The organism is Azospirillum thermophilum, from assembly GCF_003130795.1.
GTDB classification, from domain to species: domain Bacteria; phylum Pseudomonadota; class Alphaproteobacteria; order Azospirillales; family Azospirillaceae; genus Azospirillum; species Azospirillum thermophilum.
The window spans coordinates 223,716-237,025 of the sequence record NZ_CP029356.1 but is presented as its reverse complement, the minus strand read 5'-3'; the positions used below and the strand labels follow the sequence as shown (position 1 = coordinate 237,025).

Genomic DNA, 13,310 nt, shown 5'->3' with positions numbered 1-13,310 from the left:
GCCGAGGGTCGGCGGAGAGGGTTGACTCTTGGTTAACGCAATTCCGGCCGGCAGGCCGTCACCGCCGGATCCACACCTTGGTCTCGATGAAGCGGCTGGCGAGGAAGCGGTAGGTCTGCTTCTGGAGCTGCTCCAGCGCCTGCGACCGCTCCAGCGGCATCTCGTCCCACGCCTGGAGGAGATCCTCCCATTCCAGCAGGCGGGCGCGCATGTCGTCGCGGATCTGGCGGATGAACTGCACCGTGGCGTCGAAGGAGCGCAGCGCGTTGATGACCTCGCCGGTCTGGGCGTCGGCCTGGTCGAAGACCAGGTCGTACTCGCGCAGCGGCTTGCGCAGCAGCCCGTGCATGCGGGCGATCTCGCTGCACAGCGTGCGGTCGCTGCGGTAGATCTGCTCCAGCTTCGTCAGCTTGTTGTCGATGCCGCGGATATGCTTGAAGCGGTCGCGCAGCGCCTCGACGTAGGACAGCTCCTGCGCCAGATCGTCCACCCGGTCGGTCAGATACTGCTCGACATTGCCGGTCAGCCCCAGCTTCTCGCCGATGCGGCCCAGCGCCTCCTTCATGCGGGCGGTGGTCTGCGGATCCTCGACGAGCTGCTCCAGCTCGTCGGCGTCGACCACCAGCCGCTCGCTGCCGGACAGCGAGGAGACCACCTGCATGATCAGGCGGCCCTTGGCGATCAGCCGGTGCTTGTCCTCCACCGACCAGGAGGCGCGGCCGTCCAGCAGCTCGCCCGGGATCTGCTCGCCGGGGCGGATCTGCTTCACGTAGGCCAGCCCCTTTTCCACCACCTCCAGCAGCCGGGCGTCGTGGCTGTCCTCGGCGATCTGGAAGGATTCGACCAGCGTCGGGAAGGGCAGGGCGGCGTTCAGGTCGCCCAGCATGATGTTGAGGACGGGCTCCTTGCTGGTCGGCTCGATCGCGAAATAGGCGCCGGGGCAGGAGAAGACCTTGTGCTGGAAGTCGAAATGGGTGTCGCGCATCGGCGCGCCGGGCGCCCCGTCGGCAGCCTGGGGGCTGGCGGGCCGCCGGCGGCATTCTCCGCCGCCGTACCCTCCGTGGTGGCGTTCTCCGCTGCGGCGGTCTCCTGCGCGCCCGCTCCCGCGTCGCTGTCTGGTCCCTGGTCGCTGTCAGGAGGCACGGTCATCATTCCCCGGGGCGGCGCTGTTCCATGGCTGGTCGCCTACCCTACAGCAGATCGCGCAGGCGGAACCAGAGCATCGCGAGGACGAGCGCCGGCGTGCGCAGGCGCTGGCCGCCGGGGAAGGCGGTGTGGGGGATGCGGGTGAAGACGTCGAACCGTTCCGCCGTGCCGCGCACCGCCTCGGCGATCAGCCGGCCGCCCATGCCGGCCAGCGCCACCCCGTGGCCGGAATAGCCGTGCGCGAACAGCACGGTCGGCGACAGCCGGCCGAACTGGGGCATGCGGTTGACCGTGATGGCGACGCGCCCGCCCCAGAAATACTCCACCTGCACGTCGCGCAGCTCGGGAAACACGCCCAGCATCTTGGTCCGCATCGACTGGCGGACCCGCGGCATGTCGATGCCGGAATAGCTGACGCCGCCGCCGAACAGCAGCCGGTGATCGGAGGAGCGGCGGTAGTAGTTCAGCGTGAAGTTCATGTCGCTGATCGCCGCGTTGGTCGGCAGCAGGGCGGTCACCCGCTCCTCGCCCAGCGGCTCGGTGGCGATCATGTAGGTGGCGACCGGCATGATCATCGGCGCCAGCGACGGCACCAGCCCGTTGAGGTAGGCGTTGCCGGCCAGCACGAGGAAGCGCGCCGTCACCCGCCCGCGTTCCGTCGCCGCCCGGGGCCGCGGCCCGCTGTCGATGGCGGTGACGCGGCTGTCCTCGAAGATGCGCACGCCGGCCGCCGCCGCCGCCCGCGCCAGCCCCAGCGCGTAGTTCAGCGGGTGGAGATGACCGCTGCCCGAATCGAAGAGGCCGCCGACATAGGAGTCCGTATTGACCACCCCCCGGATGCCGGCGAGGTCGAGCTGCCGCACCCGGTCATAGCCGTAGCCCTCGCGCATCTCGCGCTCCAGCTCCGCCGCGTCGCCCATGTGGCGCGGCTTCACCGCGGCGTAGGCGAAGCCCCAGGTCAGGTCGCAGGCGATGGCGTGGCGCTCGACCCGCAGGGCGAGCTGGGCCTTGGCCTCCTCGCCGAGCTCCCACAGGCGGCGGGCGTCCTCGCGCCCGACCCAGCGCTCGATGGTCGCCATCGGCTTGTTGTAGCCGGTGATGATCTGCCCGCCGTTGCGGCCGGAGGCGCCCCAGCCGACGCGGTGGGCCTCCAGCAGGATGACGGAATAGCCCTGCTCGGCCAGTTCCAGCGCGGCGGTCAGCCCGGTGTAGCCGCCGCCGACGACGCAGACGTCGCAGCTCTCCTCCCCCTCCAGCGCGGGATGGCGGGGGTGCGGGGTGGCGGTATCGGCGTACCAGGATCGCAGGTGGGTCGGCTTCGGCATGGCAGGGAGTTAGGATCGGCCCGCGTAAAACGTCAATGGGGCAGCCGGGGCGCCGGTCCCCTCTGGCGCGACACCCCGCCGCAGCGGCATACTGGTTCCCGTCGTCAACGGAAGGGAGGGGGCTGCCCATCGCTCGGAGCGGTCCACCAGTCTCATGGGATTTATGGAAGACTTCATCAAGAAGAACCGCATTACCGAGGTTGAATGTCTTGTCCCCGACATGTCGGGCATCGCCCGCGGCAAGATCGTTCCGGCCGAGAAGTTCCTGCGCATCCTGCGCGACCGCGGCCTGCGCCTGCCCGAGGCGATCTTCGTCCAGACCGTGACCGGCGAGTATCCGGAGGACGACGACGTCACGTCGGACGAGAATTCCGACATCTACATGATCCCCGATGAGCGGACGATCCGCTTCGTCCCCTGGTACGAGGAGCCGACGGCGCAGGTCATCACCGACTGCGTCTATGCCGACGGCAGCCCGGTCGATTTCTCGCCCCGCCATGTCCTGAAGCGCGTCCTCGCCCTCTACGACGAGCGCGGGTGGAAGCCGGTGGTGGCGCCGGAGCTGGAGTTCTTCCTGGTGCAGGTCAACAAGGATCCCGACTATCCGCTGGTCCCGCCGGTCGGCCGCAACGGCCGGGTGGAGAGCGGGCGGCAGGCCTTCGGCATCGACGCCGTCAACGAGTTCGATCCGATCTTCGAGATGGTCTACGACTATTGCGAGGCGCAGGACATCGACATCGACACGCTGACCCACGAGGCCGGCGCCGCGCAGATCGAGATCAACTTCAACCACGGCGAGCCGCTGGAGCTGGCCGACCAGGCCTTCCTGTTCAAGCGGACGGCGCGCGAGGCGGCGCTGCGCCACAACGTCTACGCCACCTTCATGGCCAAGCCGATGCAGGGCGAGCCGGGCAGCGCCATGCACATCCACCAGTCGGTGGTCGACGCCGCCGAGGGGCGCAACCTGTTCGCCACCCCCGACGGCAGCGACACGCCGCTGTTCCACGCCCATGTCGCGGGGCTGCAGAAGTACCTGCCCTACGTCATGCCGCTGCTGGCGCCCAACGTGAACTCCTACCGGCGGCTGGTGCCGAACTCCGACGCGCCGATCAACGTCCATTGGGGCCGCGACAACCGCACCACCGGCCTGCGCGTTCCCGTTTCGCCCGCCGATTCGCGCCGGGTGGAGAACCGCGTGGCCGGCGCCGACGCCAACCCGTACCTCGCCATCGCCGCATCGCTCGCCTGCGGCTATCTCGGCATGGTGCAGGGGCTGGAACCGACCGAGCCGGTGAAGGGTTCCGCCTACCGGCTGGCCTTCACGCTGCCGCGGCACCAGTCGGAGGCGCTGAGCAAGTTCAACAGCTGCCGTCCGGTGAAGGAGGTGTTTGGCGAGAAGTTCATCGACGCCTTCACCGTCGTGAAGGAGGCGGAGTACGAGGCCTACAACCGCGTCATCAGCTCGTGGGAGCGGGAGAACCTGCTGCTGAACGTCTGACGCCGCAAGGCACCCCGGCGGAGACGGGGGCGGAGACGGCCGCGTCCCGCCCCCGCCCCGGGCGCCCGCCTCAGGGCCGGTCGGGGGCGGTCTCCTCCAGCAGCCAGTCGCGGAAGGCGATCAGCGGCGGATGCGTGGCGCGGTCGGTCGGCCAGACCAGATAGTAGGAGGCGCTGCTCGCCGTCGGCAGGTCGAGCGCCGGGACCAGCCGGCCGCTCGCCAGCTCCTCCTCGAACAGGAACAGCGGCAGCAGCGCGACGCCCAGGCCGGAGATCGCGGCCTGCGCCACGGTGGCGAACTGGTCGAACAGCATGCCGTGCACGGCGTTCGCCGCCACGCCGTAGGTCTCCAGCCAGCGCTCCCAGGCGTCGGGACGCGAGGTCAGGTGCAGCAGCGGCGCCTTGCGGATGTCCGCCGGCTCGCGGAAGGCGAAGCGGTCGCGCAGCTCCGGGCTGCAGGCGGGCACCACCGTCTCCGGCCGCAGGAAGGCCACGTCGGCCCCCGGCCAGTCCGCCGTGCCGAAATGGATGGCGGCGTCCACCGGCTCCAGCCGGAAATCGAAGCGGGTGATGCGGGTCAGCAGGTTGATGGTGATGCCGGGGTTGGCCGCCAGGAACTTCGGCAGCCGCGGCGCCAGCCAGCGGTTGCCGAAGGTCGGCAGGATGGCCAGCGTCAGCGTGCCGCCATAGGGGTTGGCGCGCAGGTTCAGCGAGGCGCTGGTGATCTTGCGCAGCGCGTCGCGGATCTCGCGGGCATAGGTGTCGCCGCCCGGCGTCAGGCGGATGGTCTGGCGCTCGCGGTGGAAGAGCTGCACCTCAAGCTGTTCCTCCAGCGCCTTGATCTGGCGGCTGACGGCGCTCTGCGTCAGCGACAGCTCGCGGGCGGCGGCGGTGATGCTGCCGGTGCGGGCGGCGGCCTCGAAGGCGGAGAGCAGGGGCAGGGAGGGCAGGAAGCGGCGCGGGCTCTGCATGGCGGTCCGGGGAATGTCGCGTCGGGGCACCTCATTCCGGAGGCGAATGAGGTATTGAGAATTGATTATTTGGATTACACTTCCGTTCAAGCGAAATTGCGGTCTGCAAGCCAATTCTGCCGTCGCCGGACCGACTGTCGGGTGCCTCCGATTGAGCAATCGGAATGACCCGGCGGCTCCAACCGGCGCATGGCCACCCCGGACAGGGACCCCGCGAGGGGGCGATCCGACATGCTGAACGACCCGCGCACCCACGGGCTCTGGGAAACCTCCGCGCCGCCCGCCCCGGCGACCACGGCGCTGGCGGGCGACGTCGCCGCCGACGTCTGCATCATCGGCGGCGGCTACACCGGCCTGTCGGCCGCGCTGCATCTGGCCGAGGGGGGCGCCCGCGTCGCCCTGCTGGAGGCGGTGGAGATCGGCTTCGGCGGCGCCGGGCGCAATGTCGGGCTGGTGAACGCCGGCATGTGGGTCATGCCGAACGCGCTGATCGAGGTGCTCGGCCCGGTCTACGGCGAGCGGCTGCTGGACGCGCTGGGCAACGGCCCCGCCCTCGTCTTCGACATCATCGGGCGCCACGGCATCGACTGCCAGGCGGTCCACAACGGCACCCTGCACTGCGCGGTCGGCGCGACGGGGCTGAGCGAACTGGAGGACCGCGAGCGGCAGTGGCAGGCGCGCGGCGCGCCGGTCAAGCTGCTGGACGCGGCGGAGACGGCGCGCCGGGTCGGCACCGCCGCCTATGCCGGGTCGCTGCTCGACCTGCGGGCCGGGACGATCCAGCCGCTGGCCTACGCCCGCGGTCTTGCCGCCGCGGCGCTGAAGGCGGGCGCCGGCCTCTACACCCGCAGCGCGGCCGTCGCGGCCGAGCAGTCGGACGGGCGCTGGCGGATCCGCACGGCCGGCGGCTCCGTCTCGGCGGAGCGGGTGATCGTGGCGACCGACTTCTACGGCACCGGCCCGTGGTCGGAACTGCGCGGCGAGCAGATCTACCTGCCCTATTTCAACTTCGCGACCGAACCGCTGCCGGCGGAGATGCTGGCGGCCATCCTGCCGGGCCGCGAGGGCTGCTGGGACACCAAGGAGGTGCTCAGCTCCTTCCGCTTCGACAAGGCGGGCCGGCTGGTGTTCGGCAGCGTCGGCGCCCTGCGCGGCACCGGCACCGCCATCCACAAATCCTGGTCCCGGCGGGCGCTGAAGGCGCTGTTCCCGCAGTTCGGCGCGGAGATCGACGGGTTGCGGTTCGAGTCCGAATGGTACGGGCGGATCGGCATGACCACCGACAACCTGCCGCGCTTCCACAAGCTGGACCGCAACGTGTTCGCCATGTGCGGCTTCAACGGCCGCGGCATCTCGCCGGGCACCGTCTCGGGCCGGCTGCTCGCCCGCCTGCTGCTGGGCGAGATCGCGGAGGACGAGCTGCCCCTGCCGGCGACGCCGGTCGGCGCCCCGCCGCTGCGCGCAGCGAAGGGCGCCGCCTACGAGGTGGGCGCCCAGCTCGTCCATCTGGTCGAGGCGCGGTTCTGACGCGCCCGCCCCGCCGTCACCGCCTGACGGCCCCGGTCGGATGGCGCTTCAGCCAGTCCTGGAGATTCTCGACTTCCCTGGTCTGGTCGTCGATCATCTTCTGCGCCATCCGCTTCAACTCGGGATCGCTGCCGTGCTCGACCTCCAGCCGGGCCATGTCGATGGCGCCCTTGTGGTGTTCCAGCATCATGGCGGCGAAGTCGCGGTCGGCGTCGCCGGTCATCGGCACCGCCATCATCGCATGGTTCATCCGGCGCATGGCGTCCATGTAGGCGCGCGCGGTCGGGTCCTTCGGCATGGCCCCGTCCGGCATGCCCTGCTGCATCGTGCCGCGGGGATGGCCCGGCATCCCCGGTCCGCCATGGCCTTGCCCCTGGGCCTGTCCCTGGCCTTGCGCAGGTCCCTGGGCGAGGGCGGGCGGGGCGAGCAGGGCGGTGCCGAGGGACAGCAGGCAGGCGGCGCGCAGCAGCGCGGCGGTCTTCATGGCGGGCTCCTTTTCCGGCGCTGAAAGGTCGTTGCCGCCTCAACGCCGGTGCGGCCGGGGTGGTTCCATTAGGGGGCCCTGATGGTCGGCGCTCCGCTGACCGCCGGGCTCCGCTCACTGCGGCGACCGGGCCTGCCACAGCAGGAACTGCTCGAACAGCTTCTCCGCCTGCTGGGGCGGGATGCCGCGCTGGGACACGAAGGTCTCGAACTCCTGCTTCACCGCCGCGCCCTGCGGCCCGCCGGCGGCCGACGCCTGCCGCAGCCAGGCCTCCGCCGGTTCGAAGCGGGTCCAGCCGGGGATGGTGGCGGCGAGGTTGACCTCCTTCCATTTGGGATGGCGCGGCGCCTTCAGGAACTCGTCGAACCGGCCGAAGAAGGCGTCGACGAAGCGCGCCACCTTGCGGTGGCGGTCGGTGTTGCGCTCCCAGCCATAGACCGCCATCACGGCGCCGACCGCGACCGTCTCCACCTCCTCGCCGGGCTTGATCAGCCCCTCGTAGTCGGCGCTGGTCAGGCGGGAGGGCAGATAGGTGTCGAGAAGCTCTGCCGACAGCGGCACCGGCAGGAAATGCAGCCCGTCGCCCGCCTTCAGGTCGCGGAACAGGCGGGTCGGCTTGCCGGCGACATAGGCCATGGCGGCGATCTCGCCCTTGCGCAGCCGGTCCAGCGCCACGGTCTGGTCGGTCGTTTCCGGCCGCACCCGGATGCCCAGCATGTCGAAGATCAGCGTGGCGGTCATGTGCGTCCCGCTGCCCTGCACGTCGACGTTCACCGCCTTGCCCGCCAGGTCCCCGATGCTCTTCACGTCCGGGCCGGCGAGGATGTGGAACTCCTCGTTGTAGAGCTTGGCGATGTAGTTGATCCGCCGGTCGATGTTGGGCAGAAGCCGCTCCCGCTTGGCATAGGCCAGCACGTCGGACTGCACGATCCCGACGTCGATGCCTCGCAGCAGGGCGATGTCCTTCAGGTTCTGCACCGATCCCTTGCCCAGCATCGGCAGGATGCGCAGCGCGTCGCCGTCGTCGAGCACGGAGGCGAGATCGCTGGCGATGCGCACATAGGTGCCCTCGACCCCGCCCGACACGACGCCGACCGTGCCGCCGTTGGCGCTCGTCCCGCGCGGATCGGCGGCGCCGGCCGGCAGCCCGCCCGCGACGGCGAGCAGAAGCCCGAGGAGCAGCTTGCGGACGAGCCTGCCGCCGGTGGTGGTTGCGATGCCCATGATGTGCGCCCCCTGTGGTCTCCCGGCCTGTCCGTCACCGGCCCTTGCCGGCCAGCCAGTCGGTCAGCTTCTGCAGATTCCGTTCGGCTTCGGCGTCGCCCGCGGCGGCGGCCTTGCGGTACCAGGAGGCGGCCTGCTCCGGGTCGGCGGCGAGGCCGCGCACCCGCAGCCGTTCATGCACCAGAGGGTCGTGGGTCCGGCCGAGCGCCAGCGCCGCCTTCGGATTGCCGCCCGCGGCGGCCATCTCGTAATAGAGCCGCGCGCCCGTCAGGTCGCCCTGGGCGAACAGGGCGTCGCCCCGTTTCAGCAGCGTCGCCTCGGCGATGCCCGCCGGCAGCTTCGCCGGGCGCTGCACCACCTCCTGCGGCCGGGCCGGCGGCGTCTCGGCCTTGGGCGGCGGCGGCGGTGCCAGGGCGGCGATGGCGACCGGCTGGCCGGGGGGCGGCTGTCCAGGGGGCGGCTGGGCGGCGGGCGGCCCGTCGGGGGGCGGCGGTTCGGGGGCCGGCCCCTTGGCCGGGGTCGCCTTGGTCCCGGCCGTCTCGTCCCCGGCCGTCTCGTTCCCGGCGGTTTCATCCCGGGCGGTCTCCCCGGCCGGCTCCGCTGCGGCCGCCTGGGAGGCGGCCGGTGCCGGCTCGCCGCCGGACCGGCCCGGCAGGGGCACGGCCTCGACGCCGAAGGAGGTGCCGCCCTGGGCCGGCGGCGCGCCGGCCGAGGCCTGGACCGCCGCCGTCTGCAGGACCGGAATGGTCAGGTCCTTGGACTGCCTGGCGATCACCCCGCCGCCATGGTCGGTCACCGCGGTGATATGCAGGGTGACGCTGCCCGTGGCGTCCGGCGGCAGCGTCATGGTCAGGCGCGGCAGCGCCTCCAGCGGCACGCGCCAGGTTCCCTCCGCGGTCTCGCTGCCCTGCGACAGCGCCGCCCCGTCCGGAATATCGGCGATCAGGATGTAGGTCTGCGGTTCCTGTCCGGCGTTGGGCTGCCCGTAGGGGGACAGCACGGCGATCGACAGCGGCGTCGGCTGCCCGGCCACCGCGTCGGGCGCCAGCACGGCCAGGAACGGCATCAGGCGCCAGTCGGTGGACGCGTCGGCGCCGCTGCCGCCGGCCCCGGACTGCGGCAGGACAACTGTCGGGGCAGGCGTCGGGGCGGGACCGGCGCCGGGCGGTTGCGCCTCATGCGAGCCGAGCCACGATTCCAGGGAGGCGGCCCCGGCCGCCGGCGGCAGGGCCAGCACACCCAGCAGGATAAGGCCGCATCCCAGCCGGCCCGGGCCGGGACCGCAGGCCCGGCCGCCGCACCGCTCTTCCGCCATGGTGAGGCCCTCCCGAAGAAATATCGCTGAACTGCGGCTGTCTTCTTCTGCCGCATTGTTTGGGATTTGAGGAAAACGCCTTTGAGAAATCAAATCAACTGTCAGAAATGCGGAGAAATTATCTTGGAGCAGAGTTGTATTTCCTAATTTTATGGAAGCAACCAAGAAAAACAACCATCCCATGGTGGAGGTTTCAGTTTTGTGGCAGGAGGGGGATTACTGCCTTGTTTCCGGTCCTGATCGGATGCGGCGGTTCCTCCGCCGGTCTGGTTGCCACTTCCGATGGAAGAGCGCCGGCTTTGCTTGAAAAGAATAACCAATTTCGAAATGAAGCAGGACCGTAAGGAGTATCCCTTATGAGAGGGAACGGTCCCTTTTTTATCACGACCAGGACCGCCTACTCATTTTTTCTTAACCAAAAGTGTTAGGAAACAGGTAAGCAAGCCCTTGCACCCTCCACGTGCACAAGTTGAAAGCAGCATGAAGGGGGTTCTCCATGGCAACCGTTTCGGGCGAACTGATCGATGTCACCATCGCGGTCAACGCATGGGGGACGCCGGCCGCCGGTGTCTGGCCGCACTTCGTGCTGCGCCTGGACGGCAAGGAGATCGGGCAGACCTACGTGACGTCGACCAGCCAGTCCCGCTACGTCTTCACCACCAAGGTCGCGGCCGACCAGGCTCATAACCTTCAGTTGTGGTACGACAACGATGTCGTCATCAACGGCCAGGACCGCAACCTGTCGGTCAAGTCGTTCGAAATCAACGGCAACACCATCCTGTCGATCGACAATTCGGTGCGCTACGACACCGGCGCGGTGGACGGGCTGAAGGTCGTCACCGGCCAGACCGACATGAATTCGGGCGGCGCGCTGAACGTCCCGCTGCCCGCCGCCTTCTTCGCCCCCGCCCCGGTGCCGGGCGACGACGCCCCGCCGGTGATGACGACCACCATCACCGTCAAGGCCTGGGGCGTCCCGGCCGGCGGCCGCGCCCCGCACTTCAAGCTGCTGGTCGACGGCACGGTGGTGGGCGACGCCTGGGTCACCAGCCAGACCGCGGCCGACTACAAGTTCACCGCCAACGTGAACCCCAACGAGGCCCACAAGATCCAGATCTGGTACGACAACGACGACAACGTCAACGGCGTCGACCGCAACCTGTTCGTGAAGTCGATCGACGTCGACGGCCAGACCTTCGCGTCGACCAGCGAGTTCGCCTCCTACGACATCGGCGCCGTCGACGGGCGCAACGTGGTCAAGGGGCAGGAGGGACTCTACTGGGGCGGCGCGCTCAGCTTCGGCCTGCCGGAGGACGTGTTCGGCGGCCCCTACGTCCCGCCGCCCCCGCCTCCGCCGCCGCCGCCGAAGGCCACCGTCGAGATCGTGGTGAACGCGTCGGGCGCCTCGGCCGGCGGCATCCCGCCGCACTTCAAGCTGCTGGTCGACGGCAAGGTGATCGGCGACGCCAAGGTCGGCGCCACCAGCACCACCGCCTACAAGTTCGATGCGGAGATCGACCCGACCAAGGGTCACACCGTCCAGGTCTGGTACGACAACGATTCCTGGGCGAACGGCCAGGACCGCAACCTGTTCGTCAAGTCGATCAGCATCGCCGGCCACACCATCGCCTCGACCGACGCCAGCATGGTCACCTATGACAAGGGTGCCGTGGACGGCAAGGACGTGGTGAAGGGGCAGGAGGGGCTCTACTGGGGCGGCGCCCTGAACTTCAAGGCCGGGCCGGAGTATTTCTCGCCCGCTCCGATCATCACCGCGCCGAAGGGGCCGGCCTTCTACGTGGCCGCCAACGGCAAGGATACCTGGTCGGGCAAGCTGGCGGTTCCCAACGCCGACGGCACCGACGGCCCCTTCGCCAGCCTGGAGAAGGCGCAGGCCGCCATGCGGGCGAGCGACATCGACACGACCTATGTCCGCGGCGGCACCTACCACCTGACCAAGACGCTGGAACTGACGGGGCTCGACAACGGCCACAGCTTCAAGAACTACCCCGGCGAGAAGGTGACGCTGAGCGGCGGCGAGGTGGTCAAGGGCTTCGTCGACGAGGGCAACGGCATCTATGCGGCCAAGCTGTCCGCCGCCTCCTACCTCGACCTGATCGTCGGCGGCCAGCGCCAGCATCTGGCGGAACTCGGCCATTACGACAACGGCGACGTCACCTCCGGCTGGATGTTCGCCGATGCCGGCGGCAGCGGCGTCGACGGTCGCTTCGCCATCCGCTACCACACCGGCGACATGAAGGCGTCGGACATCGCCCCCGGCACCATCATCCAGGTGATGGACGCCGAGCGGCTGGGCGACGTGCTCTCCACCATCACCTCGGTCAACGACGCGACCCGCCTGATCACCATGAAGACCGGCTCCGGCATGTCCTATGCCGAGGGCACCACCTACAAGCTGCTGAACAACGCCGCCTTCGTCGATCAGGCCGGCGAGTTCGCCTGGCGCCCGTCGGACGGCAAGCTGGTCTACAAGCCGGCCGACCCGGCCCATTTCGAGGCGTCGGGCGTCGAGGTGCCGCGGCTCGGCACGCTGATCCGCCTGAACGGCACCAGCAACGTCACCATCGACGGCTTCACCTTCACCAACACCACCACCGACGGCAACGCCCTGGTGCTGACGAACGCCCAGCACAACTACATCAGCGACAACGTCTTCCAGAATGTCGGGACGGGCATCAAGCTGACCGCCGGCTCGTCCAACAACTTCGTCGCCCACAACGCGATGAACCACCTGGCCAACAACGGGATCGAACTGGACGGCCGCAGCAACGCCAACAACGTCTACGCCAACAGCATCAGCAACATCGGTGAGTTCCGCAAGGCGGTGGCCGGGATCTTCGGCACCGGCGTCGACAACAACCTCATTTCCAACAACGACATCGACCACAGCGCCCGCTACGGCATCTCGCTGAAGGATTACGGCGGCACCAGCAACACGGTGAACTACAACAACATCATCCAGTACAACAAGATCAGCTACACCGGACTGGAAACCGCGGATGGCGGCGCCATCGAAATCCTGGGCCGGTCCAGCAAGGACACCGGCAACATCATCCAGGGCAATCGGATCGAGCATGCGAGCGGCCTGGCGACCAGCAACAGCGACCAGTGGCTGCACAACCACAAGGGGTTCGGCGTCTATCTGGACGACATGGCCGGCGGCATCACGGTGCGCGACAACTTCATCAAGGACGCCGACTGGGCCTCGATCCAGATCCATGGCGGCGACAACAACGTGGTGACCAACAACTTCGCGGTGCTTGCCAGCAACATCGAGGACTTCATCCGGCTGGAATGGGCGCCCAAGCATGGGGCTGCCGGCAACCTCCTGAACAACAGCATCACCGGCAACGTCGTCGTCGGCACCCTGCCGCTCGACGATTACGTCGAGCTGCTGAGCCCCGGCACCTTCGTGATCGACAAGAACCTGACCTACAACGTGCCGGGCTACGGGTACCAGGACGTCTACGCCAACCCGATGTTCACCAACCCCTACTGGGGCGACTATTCGCTGCAGGCATCGTCCAGGGCCTTCGAGATGGGCATCCATGATCTGGCCTGGGTGAAGATGGGGGCCGACGCCTACGGCGTCGTCGGCAGCCTGCAGACCTTCTGGGACGGCGTCTGACCGGCGCGCGGGACGGCCGGGACCGGTCCCGTCGGGATCCCGGCCGCCCGCAGGTGCTGCCGCGGCGCTCCGGGCCGCGGCGTGGTCCGGCGGGCGGCAGCCCGGAACAAGCGCCCCTTGCCCGCATTACCTACGCGATGGTCCCTGCGCAGTCCGGCGCACGGCCCCGCCG

9 protein-coding genes are annotated in these 13,310 nt (G+C 69.3%); 3 read left to right on the top strand and 6 right to left on the bottom strand.

All coding sequences use genetic code 11. The features are described from left to right. Positions 1-58 precede the first annotated feature (58 nt). The gene (locus tag DEW08_RS22270; RefSeq protein WP_245986876.1) at positions 59-985 is read right to left on the bottom strand and encodes a hypothetical protein; all 927 of its coding nucleotides are present in this window, start codon (positions 983-985) and stop codon (positions 59-61) included. Positions 986-1,190: 205 nt separating this feature from the next. Then, complete coding sequence (locus tag DEW08_RS22265) at positions 1,191-2,471, bottom strand: NAD(P)/FAD-dependent oxidoreductase (RefSeq protein ID WP_109331453.1); 1,281 nt, start codon at positions 2,469-2,471, stop codon at positions 1,191-1,193. 154 nt (positions 2,472-2,625) lie between these two features. Between DEW08_RS22265 and DEW08_RS22260 the strand changes: the two genes are divergently transcribed. Next, positions 2,626-3,969 (top strand): glutamine synthetase family protein, encoded by a 1,344-nt coding sequence (locus tag DEW08_RS22260; RefSeq protein ID WP_109331452.1) that lies wholly within the window; start codon positions 2,626-2,628, stop codon positions 3,967-3,969. Positions 3,970-4,039: 70 nt separating this feature from the next. Here DEW08_RS22260 and DEW08_RS22255 read toward each other — a convergent pair whose 3' ends face one another. Continuing rightward, complete coding sequence (locus tag DEW08_RS22255; RefSeq protein WP_109331447.1) at positions 4,040-4,939, bottom strand: LysR family transcriptional regulator; 900 nt, start codon at positions 4,937-4,939, stop codon at positions 4,040-4,042. 231 nt (positions 4,940-5,170) lie between these two features. Between DEW08_RS22255 and DEW08_RS22250 the strand changes: the two genes are divergently transcribed. After that, a complete protein-coding gene (locus DEW08_RS22250) occupies positions 5,171-6,466 on the top strand; it encodes an NAD(P)/FAD-dependent oxidoreductase (RefSeq protein WP_109331446.1) in 1,296 nt (431 codons plus the stop codon). A gap of 16 nt (positions 6,467-6,482) precedes the next feature. Here the strand turns inward: DEW08_RS22250 and copM are convergent, their stop codons facing one another. From copM to DEW08_RS22235, 3 genes are all read right to left on the bottom strand, one after another. Then, positions 6,483-6,950 carry a CopM family metallochaperone gene (copM, locus tag DEW08_RS22245; protein ID WP_109331444.1) on the bottom strand — a complete coding sequence of 156 codons (468 nt, stop codon included), beginning with the start codon at positions 6,948-6,950 and terminating at the stop codon, positions 6,483-6,485. 114 nt (positions 6,951-7,064) lie between these two features. Further along, the gene (locus DEW08_RS22240) at positions 7,065-8,174 is read right to left on the bottom strand and encodes a TAXI family TRAP transporter solute-binding subunit (protein ID WP_109331443.1); all 1,110 of its coding nucleotides are present in this window, start codon (positions 8,172-8,174) and stop codon (positions 7,065-7,067) included. Positions 8,175-8,208: 34 nt separating this feature from the next. After that, a complete protein-coding gene (locus tag DEW08_RS22235) occupies positions 8,209-9,489 on the bottom strand; it encodes an SEL1-like repeat protein (protein ID WP_109331437.1) in 1,281 nt (426 codons plus the stop codon). 496 nt (positions 9,490-9,985) lie between these two features. Here DEW08_RS22235 and DEW08_RS22230 point away from each other — a divergent pair, with 496 nt between their 5' ends. Then, a complete protein-coding gene (locus DEW08_RS22230) occupies positions 9,986-13,138 on the top strand; it encodes a carbohydrate-binding domain-containing protein (RefSeq protein WP_109331436.1) in 3,153 nt (1,050 codons plus the stop codon). Positions 13,139-13,310: the final 172 nt, after the last annotated feature.

Excerpts from the sequence above, each read along its gene's own strand:
- DEW08_RS22270 (WP_245986876.1), bottom strand. The coding sequence starts at position 985 with ATGCGCGACACCCATTTCGACTTCCAGCACAAGGTCTTCTCCTGCCCC.
- DEW08_RS22265 (WP_109331453.1), bottom strand. The coding sequence starts at position 2,471 with ATGCCGAAGCCGACCCACCTGCGATCCTGGTACGCCGATACCGCCACC.
- DEW08_RS22260 (WP_109331452.1), top strand. The coding sequence starts at position 2,626 with ATGGGATTTATGGAAGACTTCATCAAGAAGAACCGCATTACCGAGGTT.
- DEW08_RS22255 (WP_109331447.1), bottom strand. The coding sequence starts at position 4,939 with ATGCAGAGCCCGCGCCGCTTCCTGCCCTCCCTGCCCCTGCTCTCCGCC.
- DEW08_RS22250 (WP_109331446.1), top strand. The coding sequence starts at position 5,171 with ATGCTGAACGACCCGCGCACCCACGGGCTCTGGGAAACCTCCGCGCCG.
- copM (WP_109331444.1), bottom strand. The coding sequence starts at position 6,950 with ATGAAGACCGCCGCGCTGCTGCGCGCCGCCTGCCTGCTGTCCCTCGGC.
- DEW08_RS22240 (WP_109331443.1), bottom strand. The coding sequence starts at position 8,174 with ATGGGCATCGCAACCACCACCGGCGGCAGGCTCGTCCGCAAGCTGCTC.
- DEW08_RS22235 (WP_109331437.1), bottom strand. The coding sequence starts at position 9,489 with ATGGCGGAAGAGCGGTGCGGCGGCCGGGCCTGCGGTCCCGGCCCGGGC.
- DEW08_RS22230 (WP_109331436.1), top strand. The coding sequence starts at position 9,986 with ATGGCAACCGTTTCGGGCGAACTGATCGATGTCACCATCGCGGTCAAC.